This window comes from Pandoraea soli (assembly GCF_902459595.1).
In the GTDB taxonomy this organism is placed as follows: domain Bacteria; phylum Pseudomonadota; class Gammaproteobacteria; order Burkholderiales; family Burkholderiaceae; genus Pandoraea; species Pandoraea cepalis.
The window spans coordinates 288552-304910 of the sequence record NZ_CABPSG010000001.1 but is presented as its reverse complement, the minus strand read 5'-3'; the positions used below and the strand labels follow the sequence as shown (position 1 = coordinate 304910).

15 protein-coding genes are annotated in these 16359 nt (G+C 64.4%); 12 read left to right on the top strand and 3 right to left on the bottom strand.

Going from position 1 to position 16359, the window contains the following annotated elements:
* Positions 1 to 41 precede the first annotated feature (41 nt).
* On the bottom strand, positions 42 to 695 hold the full coding sequence (locus tag PSO31014_RS01205; protein ID WP_150549932.1) for a GntR family transcriptional regulator: 654 nt from the start codon (positions 693 to 695) through the stop codon (positions 42 to 44).
* 252 nt (positions 696 to 947) lie between these two features.
* Between PSO31014_RS01205 and PSO31014_RS01200 the strand changes: the two genes are divergently transcribed.
* The 3 genes from PSO31014_RS01200 to PSO31014_RS01190 all read left to right on the top strand — a co-directional run bounded on the left by PSO31014_RS01200 (position 948) and on the right by PSO31014_RS01190 (position 4631).
* Positions 948 to 1415 (top strand): VOC family protein, encoded by a 468-nt coding sequence (locus PSO31014_RS01200; protein WP_246176178.1) that lies wholly within the window; start codon positions 948 to 950, stop codon positions 1413 to 1415.
* 276 nt (positions 1416 to 1691) lie between these two features.
* Complete coding sequence (locus PSO31014_RS01195; RefSeq protein ID WP_150549930.1) at positions 1692 to 2741, top strand: porin; 1050 nt, start codon at positions 1692 to 1694, stop codon at positions 2739 to 2741.
* An 87-nt stretch (positions 2742 to 2828) separates the two neighbouring features.
* Positions 2829 to 4631, top strand: a complete 1803-nt coding sequence (locus tag PSO31014_RS01190) for an LVIVD repeat-containing protein (protein ID WP_150549929.1) — start codon at positions 2829 to 2831, stop codon at positions 4629 to 4631.
* 135 nt (positions 4632 to 4766) lie between these two features.
* Here the strand turns inward: PSO31014_RS01190 and PSO31014_RS01185 are convergent, their stop codons facing one another.
* On the bottom strand, positions 4767 to 5762 hold the full coding sequence (locus tag PSO31014_RS01185) for a 2-hydroxyacid dehydrogenase (protein WP_150549928.1): 996 nt from the start codon (positions 5760 to 5762) through the stop codon (positions 4767 to 4769).
* A gap of 147 nt (positions 5763 to 5909) precedes the next feature.
* On the opposite strand from PSO31014_RS01185, the gene PSO31014_RS01180 reads away from it, so the two are divergent.
* The 9 genes from PSO31014_RS01180 (at position 5910) to PSO31014_RS01140 (ending at position 14979) form a co-directional block, all read left to right on the top strand.
* Entirely contained in the window at positions 5910 to 6866 is a 957-nt protein-coding gene (locus PSO31014_RS01180) for a fumarylacetoacetate hydrolase family protein (RefSeq protein ID WP_150549927.1), read from the top strand.
* Between the two features lie 37 nt (positions 6867 to 6903).
* Positions 6904 to 7965, top strand: coding sequence for an ABC transporter substrate-binding protein (locus PSO31014_RS01175; protein WP_150549926.1), 1062 nt, complete (start codon positions 6904 to 6906; stop codon positions 7963 to 7965).
* Between the two features lie 34 nt (positions 7966 to 7999).
* Positions 8000 to 8557, top strand: a complete 558-nt coding sequence (locus PSO31014_RS01170; protein WP_150549925.1) for a VOC family protein — start codon at positions 8000 to 8002, stop codon at positions 8555 to 8557.
* Between the two features lie 28 nt (positions 8558 to 8585).
* Positions 8586 to 9329, top strand: a complete 744-nt coding sequence (locus PSO31014_RS01165; RefSeq protein ID WP_150549924.1) for an ABC transporter permease — start codon at positions 8586 to 8588, stop codon at positions 9327 to 9329.
* A complete protein-coding gene (locus tag PSO31014_RS01160; protein ID WP_150549923.1) occupies positions 9326 to 10189 on the top strand; it encodes an ABC transporter ATP-binding protein in 864 nt (287 codons plus the stop codon). Before PSO31014_RS01165 ends, PSO31014_RS01160 begins: the two co-directional genes overlap by 4 nt.
* A complete protein-coding gene (locus PSO31014_RS01155) occupies positions 10189 to 11133 on the top strand; it encodes an alpha/beta hydrolase (RefSeq protein ID WP_150549922.1) in 945 nt (314 codons plus the stop codon). Before PSO31014_RS01160 ends, PSO31014_RS01155 begins: the two co-directional genes overlap by 1 nt.
* A gap of 144 nt (positions 11134 to 11277) precedes the next feature.
* Positions 11278 to 12183: a dihydrodipicolinate synthase family protein gene (locus PSO31014_RS01150; protein WP_150549921.1), complete on the top strand. Its 906-nt coding sequence runs from the start codon at positions 11278 to 11280 to the stop codon at positions 12181 to 12183.
* An 81-nt stretch (positions 12184 to 12264) separates the two neighbouring features.
* Complete coding sequence (locus tag PSO31014_RS01145) at positions 12265 to 13551, top strand: porin (RefSeq protein WP_174976332.1); 1287 nt, start codon at positions 12265 to 12267, stop codon at positions 13549 to 13551.
* A gap of 30 nt (positions 13552 to 13581) precedes the next feature.
* A complete protein-coding gene (locus PSO31014_RS01140) occupies positions 13582 to 14979 on the top strand; it encodes an amino acid permease (protein WP_150549919.1) in 1398 nt (465 codons plus the stop codon).
* Between the two features lie 25 nt (positions 14980 to 15004).
* Here the strand turns inward: PSO31014_RS01140 and PSO31014_RS01135 are convergent, their stop codons facing one another.
* Positions 15005 to 16333, bottom strand: a complete 1329-nt coding sequence (locus PSO31014_RS01135; RefSeq protein ID WP_150549918.1) for an NAD(P)/FAD-dependent oxidoreductase — start codon at positions 16331 to 16333, stop codon at positions 15005 to 15007.
* Between the last annotated feature and the right edge of the window lie 26 nt (positions 16334 to 16359).

Here is a 16359-nt window from a genome sequence, read left to right as displayed (position 1 = left end):
CGTGAAGGGGGCCGACCTGAACAGACGAGCGGGGGAGGCGCTTACGTCAGCTTGCGGCTGTGTTGCAGGCGTTCGAGCACATGAATGCTCAGCCGTGCGGTGTGGCTGCGCATGGCGTTATAAGCGGCTTCGGCGTCGGCCGCGAGCACGGCCTCGACGACGCGCTCGTGCTCGTCGAACGACACGGCGAAGCGTTCTTCGACATCGGATTGCGCCGCGCGGAAGGGTGCCAGACGTTCGCGATGACTGTCGATCAGCGCCATCAACGTCTTGTTCTGCGTGCCCGCGCTCAGCAACTGATGGAACTCGCGGTTGAGCGCGAGATAGCCGGCTTCGTCGCCCGCATCCATGCACTGCTTGCTCTGCATGTGAATCATCTCGAGCTGCTTCTTTTGCATCGCGCTCATGCGCTGGGCGCTCAGGCGGCAGCACAGGGCGTCGAGTTCGCACATCGCTTCGAGCATGTCGGACAGATCGTCGACGCTGATGCTCGCCACCACGCCGCCCTTGTGCGGGGTGAGTTCAATGAGACCGCGTGCATTGAGTTCGCGCAGCGCTTCGCGAATGGGCGTGCGCGACGCCTTGAAGCGCTCGGCCAGCGCGACTTCCTCCAGCTTCTGTCCCGGCGGCAGGCGTCCGTCGATGATCTCGCCGGTCAACACCCGGCAGATTCGTGCGGCAATGGTTTCAGCCATGCTTGTCTATCTCGCTCCGTGGCGGCGTCTTTTCGACCCGATTGTATACATGAGGATTATACGGGTATTTTTCCTGGCGATTATGTCTGGCTGTGCGACCCGGGCCCCGCTCGTCGATGTAATGTGCGATGGGTTGGTCTTCATGCATCCAAAAATACGTTTTTGAATGCAATTCACTGAGATAGTATACATGTGCGCTGATCGGACGTTCCGGCGCGCGCTGACATCTCAATTCACAGGAGACCTCTCATCATGGCCAAACTGCGCCACATTGCGCTTTCCGTACCCGATCCGTGGGCGGCGGCGGAGTTCTACATGCAGGCATTCGATTTCAAGAAAGTAGGCGAGACGGACTCGTCGCTCGCCCGAGGCGTCTATCTGTCGGACGGCGTCATCAACCTGGCGTTGCTCAACTACAAGAACGACGAAGCCGCAGGCGATCGCGGCCGCGAGTATGTGGGGCTGCATCACATCGGCATCTGGGTCGAGGATGTCGAGGCCACGCGCACGAAGATCGAAGCTGCCGGGGGCCGCTACTACATGGGCGAAGTGCCGGTGAAGAGCAACATCTTTTATGAAGTGAAGTTCTTCGATCCGAATGGCGTGATCTTCGATGTCACTGCCCACGGCTGGGGCGGTGCGTCGAAGGACGGCACGGGCAAGGACAACGCGCCGGCGCTGCGTCACGAAGGGCTGCAAGCCGATCGCACGGGGCTCTGATACCGCGCCGTTCTCGCTCGGCGCCAGGGTTCGCAACACCTGCCTCTGCCCGCCGGACGCCACGCGCCGGCGGCGGTCGGCGACCAGCGCTCATGGGCCAGTGGCCATCCGGGGTAACCCGCTATAAAAAAATCGACCGTTTGTATAAACAAATAGCGGTAGAAATTCAATTTCTTTGCTATGTATAATCATTCGACTGATTGTATACATGCAGCGAGGGCGGCAGACACCCGGTCAGGGGCGCCGCGACAAAAACGAAGAAACTCAGGAGACAGCATGAAGAAGCGAGTGTTGTGTGCATTGTTGCTGGGCGCAATGCAGGGCGGTGCGTACGCGCAATCGACCGGGGGCGTGACGCTTTCGGGGTACGTGGACCTGAACGTCGAGCAGTTGTGGGGATCGGGGGCCAATGGCGGCAAGGTCTCGCGAGTCTCGAGCGGCGGGCTGAACAACTCTCGCTTCAATCTGAGCGGGTACGAGGACCTGGGGGGTGGCAACCGCGCATTCTTCACGTATGAGCCCATGTTCTCGGCCGCGAACGGCACGCAATCGGCGCAGGCGCGCCAGTCGTTCGTCGGCCTGAAGGGGGCGTGGGGCGAAGTGTCGCTCGGCCGTCAGTTCACGCCGTCGTACTGGATTGCCGGTTACGCCGATCCGAGCTGGGCGGCGGACTTCAGTATGGTCAACAACATGGAGTTCTTCTACGCGTCGTATCGCGTCGACAACGCCATTCAGTACAACACGCCACGCTGGCATGGGCTGATGGGCCGCTTCATGGCCACGACCGGTGTAGGCGACGGCACGCGCTCGGGCCGCTTCTACTCTGCCGCCCTCGATTACCGCAACGGCGGCATTTTCCTGGGTGCCGTCAGCGAACTGCAATACACGCGCGACATCTACTCGTCGAGCCAGATCCACTCGTCGCGCGACAACTACTTCGCGGCGACCTACAAGTTCGGCAGTGTGGAGCCGACGCTGATCTATCACACGTACAACGGCTACTACGCCTATCCGCCGTATGTCGCGTTCAACGTGCGCGGCTGGGACATTCAGGCCGGCGTCAGGTATGCGTTGACCGACCGTCATCGCTTCTACGCGAGTTTTGTCCACCGTCAGGATGACGACAACAAGACGCTCTCGAACGGCAACGGCTTCGTGATCGGCTACATGTACGGCCTGTCCAAACGCACCACGCTTTACGCGACGTATGCCCGCGTGCAGCACAGCAACAACACGCTGGTGCATTACCCGGTGACCTTCCAGGTCACGCCGACGGGCACGCAGAACCCATCGGGCGTGCAGTTCGGCATCCGCCACGCGTTCTGATTCAGGCGCGTTCCGATCGGTGACATCACACCGCCAGCGGCTGCCTGACGCGCTGGCGAGAAGATTTTTGAGACGAAGGAGGAAGACATGTTTCGCAAGCCCAAACTCGGCGTTTCGTTGACCGCGACGGCATTGCTCGCGGCGCTCACGATGACGCTCGCGGCCCACGCGTCGGCACCGGACAGCGCGCCGGCGGCGCCCGCTGCCACGCCGACGGACGCACAGCCCACCGGTACGCCCGGTATGCCGAACGTCAAGGATCCGTACCTGGCGGGATGGTTGCGCCTCACGCCGGATCGCGAGCCCAAGCCGCTTAAGGCGGGCGTCGATTACGGCATGGATCCGGCAACAGGCAAATTCATCTGGCCGAAGGCCACACCGGAAGTGCACGCCGGTCAGCGCTTTCCCGGCGAACTGACGACGTGGGACAAGAAAAGCTACACGAAGAACGTGAAAGTCCTGGCGTTCTACCCGGGCGTCAATTCGCCGTTCCACGCATGGAACAACATCGCCGACTTCAACGGCAAGCGCTACCTCTATATTCACGATCGCGACTACCTGCGCATCATGGACGTGACCGATCCCGCGCATGGCAAGGTGGTGTATTCGACCGGCGGCGTGTGGGGCCCGAAGGGATCGAGCGAGAAGTTCGATCCGAACAACGTGCACGGCTATCTGGGCGGTGCCACCATCGTGTGGAACAAGACGCTGCGCAAGCCGATTCTCGTGGCGTCGTTCGAAATCGGCCGTTACGGCCTGATGACCGACAAGTCGAAGCAACCGGACAAGGTGGCCGCGCAACGCCACTACAACTCGCTCAAGGGCTTCAAGGTCTTCGAGATGGATGGGCCGCTGCCGTCGGATTGGAAGCTCATCGCCACGCGTACCACCGACTACCAGCACCCGGACGCGCCGGTCGGACAGCAGCAGGGCTCGGGCTCGCTCGATTCGCCGGAGTTCTACGGCGGCAAGTACATGATTCTCTCGTCGGCGCCGGACGACAGCTACGCACTCACCGAGTACCCGAACTATCTCTACTCGCCGGGCTACCAGGTGTGGGATATGTCGGATCCGGCCAATCCGAAGTTCGTCTCGCAGATCTCGGTGCCGGGGCAGATTCTCGGCAATGCGGCGCACGAACAGGCCTATTTGCAGAATCCGCGCGCGGGCAATCGCACGTCCTGGATGGGCTCGCGCATGCCGATCTTCCTGCCCAAGCCGCTGGAGCAGGGCGGCAAGGTGGGTTTCGGCGCGATGGGCGGTCTGGGGCTGTGGTCGTTCGACTTGTCCGATCCCGCGCATCCGAAGGTGCTGGGCAACGTGAACACGGCGCCGAGCTTCGCGGGCACCGAGTACGACAACGCGGACGTGAGCCAGTACGAACGCACGGGGTACGTGCTGACCAGCGGCTACCCGATGAATCGCGACTGCTATGAGCCGTACAAGGACATCTTCGTGGTCGATGCACGCAACCCGGCCAAGATGAAGGTCGCGGCGAAGCTGCCCGAGCCCGACGTCCCCGAAGGCGCGCCGTTCACCAGCTTCTGCCAGCGCGGCGGCAACTTCGGTCCGAAGCGTTCGAATTCGATCGGCCAGCCGGGCGCCTGGCGCCAGGGCATCGTGCCGTACTCGTTCTACAACGCGGGGGTGCAGATATTCGACGTGAAGGATCCGGCCAAGCCGCGCATTGCGGGCTACTTCGTGCCGGGGCTGGCCGACGAGTCCGAGCTGCCCGTCTACACGCTGGGCAAGGGGGTGCTCGCGATGTACACCGAGTACGACCGCAACATCATGTGGGCCTTCACCGAGAACGGCGCTTATGCCCTGTCGAGCCCGTTGCTCGGCAAGCCGGTGATGGGCGCACCGGCGAAACCCTGGCCGGCAAGGTAAGTACAGCGTCGAGGCGGCACGACACGTCGTGCCGTCAGCGCTCACGACTTCACAGGGCCTCCAAAGCGTGAAGTGTTGAGGCGGGCAACCTCCGAAGGTCTCCTGGTTGCCCGCTTCTTTTTTCACTTGAACGCGTTATCGCGCGACATGCCGCGCCACCGCATTGACGGGGGACGCCAGCGGCGCGCCCGCGAGATGGGCGTGAAGGCTGGCGAGCAGCGCGTCGATCTGTGCGTGCAAGGCGGCCGGCGAACGTCCCGAGACATGCGGCGTCAGCACAACGTTCTCCAGCATGCGCAATGCCGACGGCACCTCCGGTTCGTGCTCGAACACGTCGAGCGCGGCACCTGCAATCACGCCGTCGCAAAGGGCTTCGATCAGGGCCACGGTATCGACGACGCTGCCGCGCGACACGTTCACGAGAAAGCCGTCGGCGCCGAGCCGCGCCAGCACGTCGGCGTTCACGAGGTGATGTGTTGCTGCACCGCCCGGGCAGGCGAGCACGAGAAAGTCGCTGGCGTCGGCCAGGGCGCCGACGTCAGCGACATGGTGCCAGCGGCAGTCGCGGCGTGCTGTGCGCGTGTGATAGCGGATGGACATGCCGAAGCCTTCGGCGCGCGTCGCAATCGCGTGACCGATGTGACCCAGGCCGACCACGCCGAGTCGCGCGCCATGCAGCGTCGGGCGCGCCGCGCGGTGATTCGCCCAGCCGCCGGCCTTCACGGCGCGGTCGAGTGTGATGAGGCCGCGTGCGGTGGCGAGCATGAGGGCGAGGGCGTGATCGGCGACGGTCTCGCCATTGGTGTTGGGTGCATGCGCGACGGCGATGCCACGCGCGGAGGCGGCGGCAACGTCGATGTTCTCGTAGCCCGCCCCGAAGGCGCAGACGAGTTCGAGCTGCGGTAGCGCGTCCATCTGCGCGGCCGTGAGGCCTGTCGTGCCATTGGTGAGCACGAAGCGAACGTTGGACGCATTGGACATGAGGCGGATGGCATCGGCCCGATGGACCGCCTCGCAGCCGGCGTCGATCTCATGCGGACGCAGGCCCGCGGCGATGAGTCGGGCGCGGGCGATCGGCGCAAGCGGAATGAGGGAGAGGAGTGGCGAAGCATCGGTCATGGAGGTCTTCATCGTGAGGATCGTTTGGATAGGAAAATAAAATACAAATCATTTGCTATGTATACATATGCTATGTATTGTATCTTCGCATGGCAACCAAAAAAACGACCGATGCGCAACGCGTGAGTCGGTCCCCTGAGGGAAGACAAGGAGGAAGGTGTGACCTGGTTTGGACTTGCAACTTATGAATCGTTGGCGCCGGGCGCCATTGCCGCGCGGCGTACGGCGCTCGTGCAACATGGGCATCTGTACGATCTGGAAGCCGTGCTGCGCCACATGGGCACGGACGTTGACGATGCGGTGCTGGCGGCGCACGATCTGACGGCGCTGCTCTCGGACTGGTATGTGCACGGCGAAGCGATCAACGCCGCCGTGCGCCGTGCGCTGGACGCGGGCGTGCCGGCGAAGGTCGGCGCGCTGGCGAGCGACGCCTATCGCCTGTGCGTGCCCTATCAGCCGGGCCGCATCTTTGCGACGGCCTCGAACTATTACGAGCACGCGGCCGAAATGGGTACGAAGCTCGCGCCGCGCAGCGAGAGTTCGCCGTACATGTTCATGAAGGCGGAGACGAGCGTGACGGCAACCGGCACGGACGTGGTGCTGCCGCCGCATGCGCAGCGCGTGGACTGGGAGGTCGAGCTGGCGGTGGTTATCGGCCGTCCGGGACGGCACATTGCGGTGGCGCAGGCGCATGAATGGATCGCGGGCTACACGGTCATCAACGATGTCAGCGCGCGCGACCTGAACCGCCGCACCGACTATCCGTTCACGCACGACTGGTTTCGCGGCAAGAGTTTCGATACCTTCGCCCCTCTGGGGCCGTGGTTTGTGCCGCGCGAGGTGATTCTCGATCCCCAGCAACTGCGCATGACGCTGTCGGTGAATGGCGAAATGATGCAAGACGACACGACGTCGGGAATGATCTTCAATATTGCGGAGCAGATCGCCTACCTGTCCGACATTCTCACGCTCAAGCCGGGCGATCTGATTGCCACGGGCACGCCGACCGGTGTGGGCATGGGACGTGGCGTCTATCTCAAGGCCGGCGACGTGATGGTGGCGGGCATCGAGGGCATTGGCGCCATCGAGAACCGCGTCGTGGCGGAGCAAAGATAACAACGGTCGCTCAGGTAGCGGCCAGGAGGAGGCGGCAATGGAGCAGTGGCAGTGGGCAAGGCGGTGGTGGACGGTGCTTGCGTGTGCCGGATCGATCGGCGCAATGGGCGCGATGGGGGCGATCGGCACGGTGGGTGCGATCGGGGCGGGCGCGCTGTGGCCGACGCCGGCCGTCGCGCAGGAGAAGGTCAAGTTCAACCTCTCGTGGTTGCCGCAGGGCAGTACCGGGGGTGTGCTCGTCGCCATTCACCAGGGCTTCTACCGCGAGGCAGGCCTGGAGGTATCCGCGGTCGTTGGCCACGGCGGGCAGCGCACCGTCAATGAAGTCGATCAGGGCCTGTTCGAATTCGGCTATGGCGATCCGATCAGCGTGATGCTCAACCGCGCGCAGGGCGGCAGGACAAAGATGGTCGGTGCGATCAACGCGGTCTGGCCGGGCGCGATCTGCTACCTCGTCAAACCGGGGCGAACCCTTGCGAAGCCCGCGGATCTCAAGGGCTTGTCGATGGGCGGTGGCGGGGCGTCGCCGTTACAGAACATCGTGCCGGCCTGGCTCAAGGCCAATGGCTTGCCGCCAACGGCGATCAAGCTGTTGCGGCTCGACCCGTCGACGATCAATCCGTCGTTCCTGCAAGGTCGCGTGGATCTGACCGAATGCTGGGAAGGCGCGAACCTGCCGGTGCTCAAGTCGCTCGCGGCGAAGCAGGGACGGGAGATCGGCTCGCTGCGCTACCGCGACTTCGGGCTCGACATGGTCGGCAACGGCATCGTCACGACCGAGACGATGATTGCGAAGAAGCCTGACGTGGTGCGTCGCTTCGTGCAGGCCACCTATCGCGGCTATGCGTGGATGCGCGAGCATCCGGAGGCGTCGGCGGGTGTGATCGTGTCGCAGTACCCCATGCTCGACAAACAGGTCATGGTCGAACAGATTCGGCAGATCGGCGTGCTGGAGACCGACCGCGAGACGCAGGGGCACAAGCCGGGTTGGCTGCCGGTGCCGCGCATGGAGGCGACCGCGAAGTTCGTGCGCGACGCCTTCAACCTGCCTCCCACGCTGAGGGCCACCGACATCTATACCAATCAGTTCGTCGAATGACGGTCGCTGAATCGCTGCAATGCAAGGAATCGAGATGACAAGCCTCAAACCCAAGCTCAACCCGAAGCGCCTTGGCCACCTGGTGTTGGTGGTGCGTGATATCCAGAAGTCGGCGAAGTTCTACACCGAAGTGCTCGGATTGACCGTCTCCGACTGGATTGGCGACCAGATGGTGTTCCTGCGCGCGGGCACCGACCACCACGATCTGGCGCTCTCGCAGATTCCGAAGGATTCGCCGGACATCGACGATCTGCCGCGTTACGGCCGTCCCGGCATGGAGCACTTCTCCTACCTCGTCGACAGTGTCGAGGAGATGGAGCAAGCCGTGGCGGTGCTGCGTGCGCATGACGTCGAGATCGTGCGTGGGATCGGGCGTCACGGGCCGGGGGCGAATTATTTCCTCGTGTTCAAAGACCCGGATGGCAACAACGTCGAGTTGTATTGCGAAATGACGCAGATCGACGACGACCACCCGTACGAAGCGAAGGTGTGGGAGCGCTCTATCGAGAGCTTCGACCGGTTCCGCTTCGAACGCTTCGTCGTGCCGCCCCCGCCGGGCATGGTGAAGGACAAGTCGGGCGGCAAGCCCTAGCCACCCGAGATTCCGGAGGAGACATCGAATGAAACGCATCGCACAGACGATCGTATTTTGGGGCGTGCTGCTCGCCCTGTGGGAATTGGCCGTGACGTACTTCAAGGTGCAGTCGTACCTGATGCCGCCGCCGTCGGCGATTTTTCGTGCGGCCTGGGAAGTGCATCCGCAAATGCTGGACGACACCTGGGTCACCACGGTCGAAGTGCTGACCGGCTTCGTGGCGGCGGTGGCAGGCGGACTGGTGATTGGCGTTGTCATCAGCTACAGCGCGTTTGCACGTCGTACGCTGTATCCGCTCGTCACCGCATTGCAGAGCATGCCGAAGATTGCGCTCGCGCCGCTGATGATCGTGTGGTTCGGGTATGGGTTTGCGTCGAAGCTCGCATCGACCTTCCTGTTCGCGTTCTTCCCCGTGGTCGTGGCGACGATGGGCGGACTCGCCAGTGTCGCGCGCAACCTCGACGAGCATTTCCGTGCGCTGGGCGCCAGCCCGTGGGACACCTTCTGGCGCCTGTACCTGCCGGCGGCGCTGCCCGCGTTCGCCGATGGCCTGAAGATCGCCATGCCGCTCGCAGTGATCGGCGCCATCGTCGGCGAGTTCATCGGCTCGGAAGCGGGGCTGGGGCATCTGATCGTGTTCGCGTCGGCGGCGGCGCGCACCGACGTGATGTTCGCGGCCATTCTCATGGTGACGCTGCTGGCGGTCGTGCTTTACTGGGTCATCGAGCGACTGGCCCGCTTTGTCTGGTGGCGAGGGATCAACGTATGACGACCATGACGAATACGGTGACGCCGTTCCCGACGTCGCCGCGCCCGACCAGCGACACGGAAGCGGCCCCGGCGGACGCGGCGCACGTGCAGGACGCGATGATCGAAGTGCGCCACATCGACAAGACCTTTGCCGCCAAGCAGCGCAAGGCCGCGCCGGTGAAGATTCTCGACGACGTATCGCTCTCGATTGCGGATCGCGAGTTCGTGTCGATTCTCGGCGCGAGCGGTTGCGGCAAGAGCACGCTGCTGCGCATCGTTGCCGGCCTCGTGCCGCACGACGGCGGCGAGGTGCGTGTGACGGGCCAGCGCGTGACGCGGCCGGTGCCCGAGATCGGCGTGGTGTTCCAGACCAGCAACATGCTGCCGTGGCTCACGGTGCGGCAAAACCTGCTGCTCGGCACGCGCCTGCGCAAGATTCCGAAAGCCAAGAGCGAGCCGCGTGTGGCGACGTTGCTGGAAATGCTGGGGCTTGCCCAGTTTGCCGATCATCATCCGCACGAGTTGTCCGGCGGCATGCGCCAGCGCGCGTCGATCGGCCAGATCCTGGCGCTCGAACCGAAAGTGCTGCTCATGGACGAGCCGTTCGGCGCGCTCGACGCCCTCACGCGCGACAACCTGAACGTCGAACTGCTGCGCATCTGGCAGGAGCACCGGCAAACGGTGTTGCTCGTCACGCACAGCATCGAGGAGGCGGTGTTCCTGTCGGATCGCGTGATCGTGATGTCGGCGCGTCCGGGCAAGGTCCAGCAGGAAGTCGTGATCGATCTGCCGCGTCCGCGCTCGCCGCAGACGATCAAGCAGCACCCGCGTTACGCCGGGTATGTTGCGCAGCTCTCGCAATTGATGGGGGTCTATTGATGACCGGGCAAGCCATGGCGGCGACGGCAGACGGGTGGGCGCGCGCGCGCGCACGGATGCGCGCGCTCGGGCCGCGCTGGGCCGACGATATCGCTGCCGGACGGCGCCTCGTGCTGGAGACCTACACGCCGCTGCTCGCGCAGGCGTCGACCGACGCGTACACCGTCGTGCGTGATCTGGCGTATGGCCCGCATGCGCGGCATCGGCTTGACGTCTATCGGCCGGCATCGCGTTTGCCCGGGCCTGCGCCGGTCGTCATCTTCGTGCATGGCGGTGGGTTCGTTCGCGGCGACATGAACGCCAACGCGCAGATCTACGGCAACGTGCCCCGGTACTTCGCGCGTCACGGTTGCGTGGCGGTCAACGTGGAGTATCGGCTCGCGCCCGAGGCGCCGTTCCCGGGCGGCGCGCAGGACGTGGGCGCAGCGGTGCGCTGGGTGCGCGAGCATATCGGTGAGTATGCGGGCGAGGGTGGGGCCGACGTGAGGCGAATGCTGCTGATCGGGCATTCGGCCGGCGGCTCGCACGTGGCCAGCTATCTGTGCGACCCGCGGGTGCGGCCGGCGCAGCCCGAGGTGGCGGGGACCGTGCTCATCAGCGCGCGATTGCGTGCGGACGTGTTGCCCGATAATCCGAACGCGCCCGGTGTGGTGGCGTATTACGGCGACGTGCCTGCGTGCCACGAGGCCAATGCGCCGATGGCACATGCCGACGCCATGCCCGTACCGGCGATGACCGTCGTGGCGGAGTTCGAGAATCCCCATCTCGACACCTACGCGCTCGAGTTCTGTCACCGGCTGGCCCAGCGCGACGCCCGCGCGCCGCGCTGGCTACAGGTGCGCGACCACAACCATACGTCGGTGGTCGCGCATCTCGATTCCGGCGACGAGTCGCTCGGTCGCGAAATCCTGCAATTCCTGCACGACATCGACCCATCGCCCTGATGCGGTCCGCGCCTGCCTGCGTCGTTGAGCGATTGCGCCGTTGATCCGTTGAGCCGTTGATCGAATCAGCGGCGGATCAGCGGAAAATCGGCGGCTCTCGGCACAGGCAGCGCCGTTCATCCCTCCCTCCCTTTAGGAACTGTCATGGTCGATCACGAATTGACCGGGGCGTTTGCGCCCGTCGTCACGCCGTTTCAGGCGGATATGACGCCGGATGCCCCCCGTTTTCTCGCGCATTGCGAATGGTTGCTCTCGCACGACGTGGGCCTGGCCCCGTTTGGCACGAACAGCGAAGCGAATTCTCTCGACACCCGCGAACGCATGGCGTTGCTCGATCATCTGGTCGACAACGGCCTTGACGTGCGGCGCATGCTGCCTGGCACCGGCTGCTGCTCGTTGCCCGAGACCGTCACGCTCACGCGGCACGCGGTCGAGCGTGGCTGTGCGGGGGTGCTCATGCTGCCGCCGTTCTTCTACAAAGGCGTCACCGACGACGGCTTGTACGAGTATTACGCGCGCGTGATCGAACAGGTGAACGATGCGCGTTTGCGGCTGTACCTCTATCACATCCCGGCGCTCTCGGGCGTGCCCATCACACTGCCGGTGATCGAGCGGCTCAGGCGCGACTTCCCGCAGACGGTGGCGGGCATCAAGGACAGCTCGGGTGACTGGAATCATCTGAGTGCGATGCTCGACGCCTTCCCTGGCTTCGGCATCTTCCCGGCATCGGAGTCGCTCGTGTCGCGTGCGTCGGCCAAGGGTGCGAAGGGCTGCATTTCCGCGACGGTCAATATCAATGCCCCCGTGATCGGGCGGTTGTGCCGCGAGTGGGCGGACGATACCGGTGCGGCGCTTCAGGCACAGGCCGACGCTGTTCGCGGCATCGTGCAATCGTTCCCGATGATTCCGGCGCTTAAGGCGGTGCTGGCCTCGCATCGCGACGATCCGGCGTGGGCGCGCGTGCGCGCGCCGCTTGCGCAACTGACGAGCGATCAACACGCGCGGCTGCACGCGCAGTTGGCCGCTTGCGGTTTCACGTTGGCAGGGTAAGCGGACATGCGCGGCACGTTGCGGTATCGAGGGTCACGTCGCGGCTGGCCGTGTGCTGGGGCCACGCGGCAGCGGACAGGGATGGCAGGCACGACGCTGGCGACGGCATGGGGCCTTGCGTTGGCGCTGGGTCTGGGCACTTGCGAGGTGTCGCATGCTCAGGTGCAAGTCTATGGCCACCTCACGCCGATGACCGATTGGGTCAGCGTGAGCGGGCGTCAGGCGAGCGCGTCTGCGCCGCGTCCGACCCAGGCGCCGTCGGGGGCGATCAATGTGCCGACGGCGAGCGGCGCGCGCATGCTGTCGAGCATTTCTTACTTCGGCATGCGCGGCAAGGAAGATCTTGGCGACGGGTATGCCGCGATCTGGCAGATCGAGACACCTGTCGCGCTCGACGGCAAATCCACCGGCACGATCGCGGGACGCAATACGAATGTGGGCCTGACCGGGCCGTTCGGCACGGCGTTTCTGGGCAACTGGGACACGCCGTATCAATGGTCGACGCTCGCGGTCGGCTCGCCGGTGCGCAATCCATACACCGGCGACCTGAGCACGATCCTGAGCAATCCCGGTTTCAACGTGCCGAACACGACGACGCAATCCGGGCGCGTGGGCAGTGCGGTCGATGCCACGTTCAACCGGCGGCAGGGCAATAGCCTTCAGTACTGGACACCGGCGTGGGCCGGGCTGCAACTGCGATTCTCGTACTCGCCGTCGAACACCAAGGTCGTTACGCCTGCGGGTGAGATTTCGCCGCAGGTGTTCGGGGCGGGACTGGAGTACCTGAACGGCCCGCTGCGCGTGCGTTATGCGTACGCGCTTCACAAAGACTACTTCGGGCTGGCATGGCTTGGTGCGCCGTCGTCGGCCAATCCGTCCAATGCCGGATCGCGCGCCACGGGATCGCGTGACGACGCGCACAAGGTGCTTATCGTCTTCACGTACGCGCAAACCAAGTGGGTTGCGGGCTGGGACCGGCTGACCTACCGCACCAACGACGGCACCGCCGGCAATCTCAACCGCTACCGGCGCGACGCGTTCTACGCCATGGTCCAGCACTGGTTTGGCGGTGGCCGACATTCGGTCTGGCTCGGTGGCGGCTATGCGATGAACGGCGCGTGTTCACGTACGGGCGGCGTGTCGTGCAGTACCGACGGGCTTGGCGCGACGCAGCTCAATCTCGGCTACCGCTACGACTTTTCACGGCGCACCGACGTGTACGTCGCGTACTACCAGGTCATCAATCGCGCTTGGGGCCGCTACGGCGTCTCGCCGCGTCCGACGTTCAGCGCGGGCGCGACTGGCGGCAGCGCACCGCCGGGCGCGCGCTACAGAGGCATCGGCGTCGGCATCGAACACAGCTTTTAAACACAACCATCCGATTCACAGGAGACGAAATTGAAGACGACACAAGCGGGCTTCGACAGCATTGTCGAGCGAGAAAAGGGGCTGCATCGCGGCCTGAGCAGCGGGCAATTGTCGATGATTGCGATTGGCGGTGCGATTGGCACGGGCCTCTTTCTGGGCAGTGCGTTCGCCATCGGCTTTGCCGGGCCGAGCGTGCTGGTGAGCTATGCGATTGGCGGCCTGATTGCGCTGCTGCTGATGGGGTGTTTGGCGGAGATGACCGTGGCGCACCCGACCTCCGGGTCGTTCGGCGCCTATGCGGAGCACTATATCGGGCCGCTGGCGGGGTTTCTGGTGCGTTACGGCTATTGGTCGTCGATCGTGTTCGCGGTCGGCACCGAGGTGACGGCCATTGCCGTCTACATGAAATACTGGTTTCCGGCGGTGCCGGGGTGGTACTGGATCGTCGGCTTCTCTGCCGGCCTGATCGGCATCAACGCGGCGAGCGTGAAGGTGTTCGGCGCGGTCGAGTATGGATTTTCGATGCTCAAGATCGCGGCCATTGTCGTGTTCCTGATGCTCGGGGCCTATGTGGTGTTTCGGGCGCCGGTGGACAGCGGCATCGGATTGGCCAACTACACGTCGCACGGCGGATTCTTCCCGAAGGGGGGATGGGGGACGTGGGTCGCGGTGATCGTGTCGATCTTCAGCTACCTGAGCATCGAGATGATTGCCGTGGCCGCTGGCGAGGCGCAGGATCCGCAGCGGGCGATCACGCGCGCCTTCCGGGCGACGATGTTCCGTCTGGTGTTCTTCTATCTGCTCACGCTCGCGCTGACGCTTGCCATCGTGCCGTGGAACGCGGCGGGTGAAGACGGCAGTCCGTTCGTCAAGGTGATGGCCGCGACGCATATCCCGGGCGCGGCGGGGGTGATCAACCTGGTGATTCTGGTAGCCGCGCTCTCCGCGATGAACAGTCAGCTCTACATCACCACGCGCATGATGTTCAGCCTGTCGCGGGCCGGGTACGCGCCGCGCCGGTTCGGCGAGGTGAGCCGCAACGGCGTACCGGTCGCGGCGCTCATGCTCTCGACCATCGGCATCGGGCTGGCGGTCGCGCTCAACGTGTTCGTGCCGCAGGCGTCGTTCACGCTAATGATGTCCGTGTCGATGTTCGGTGCGATGTTCACGTGGCTGATGATCTTCGTCACGCACCTGTACTTCCGCCGTGCACACGAGGCAGCGTCGCTGAGCTTTCGCATGTGGGGTTATCCGTATGCGAGTCTGGCGGGCGCGCTGCTCATGCTGGCGACACTCGTGACCACCTATTTCACCAACGAATTCCGCCTGACCCTGGTCTACGGCGTGCCGTTTGTCGTGGCGTTGTCGGTGATCTATGCGGTCTGGTATCGCCGGCATGCGGACGTGGCGGCGGCGCAGACGCAATAAGCCGCGCTCGCCGTTGCGTGTCGGCCTATCGTTCCCTTCCGGCCCGATGCTTCTGATAGTGAATCGCCGACAGGATCGCCACGCGTCGGATCGGCTCGGGCGGCAGCCACGTCGGCCGCTCGAAGCCCAGCGCATCGGCCAGCTCGGGCGACTGCTGGCCGCAGGCCATCTCACCGAGCAGCTTGCCGAACATGCTGCCCTTGAGCACCCCCGCGCCGTTGCAGCCGAGCGAGGCGAACAGGTCCTTGCGGATCTCGCCGAAGTAGAGCGCACCATTGCGAGTGAGCGCCGTCACACCGCCCCACACATAGTCGAACCGATGCGCGTTCATCTGTGGATAACGGCGGCGATACGCGTCGGTGAGCATGGCGCTCACGTCGGCCATCGGACGTTCCTTCTCATACGAATAGGCGCTGCGTACGACAAACCGGCCGCCGAGGGTTTTGCGCAGTGTCGTGCCGAGCCGGTTGGCCGGAATCACGCCCCATTCGCGCGCTGGGCCGAGCTTGGCCAACTCGTCGGCCGATAGCACCTGCGTCATGGCCGCATACGTGTAGATCGTGAAGACGCGGTCGCGCGCCAACCCGAGCTTGCGCGCGAAGCCGTTGTTCGCAACGATCACCTGCGCGGCGCTCAATTGCGCACTCGCCGTCGTCACGGTGAAGGGACCGGTGCCGTCGAGCGATGTGACAGGCTCGTTCTCCCAGAGGCGCACGTTCGCCGGCAGGCTATCGGCCAGTCCGCGCACCAGCGCGGCGGGCTGTACGAAGACATTGTTGTCCGAGTGATAGCCGTAGCCGTAATAGTCGGTGCCGATCTCGCTTTGCAGGGCATCGCGAGACAGTTCGCGGTAAGTTACCCCCCATTCGCGATATTGCGCGAGCGTGTCGCGCAGGCGCTGCTCGCCATCGGGCGTGGCGGCCGCGTGGTACTTCCCGACCGGGTTCCAGTCGCAATCGATGCCGTGCGCGGTAACCAGTTCATGCAGCCACTGAAGGCCGATGTCATACAGCCGGATCTGCTTGCGCGCAACCTCCACGGGGCTGCCGTGCCCGCCCATGCCGGTGTTGTGCGGCAGGTTGATGAGAAATCCCGAATTGCGGCCGGCGGAGCCATTGCCGACAGTGGTGGCGTCGATCACAAGCACCGACGCCTCGGGGCGCAACTCCGCCACGCGCCGTGCGGCGGCCAGTCCGGTAAAGCCCGCGCCGATGACAATCACGTCGAAGGTGCGTGCCGCGGGCGGCCGCGTGTGAGGCATGCGGGCCGGCAGCAGGGCATTCCAGCCGGCCCCCGCCTGATAAGCGGGGAAAGTGTCCCGCGCATCGCGGGAGAGCGTGACTTGATTGGACATGGTGATAAAGAAGCGGTGGCGCTTGC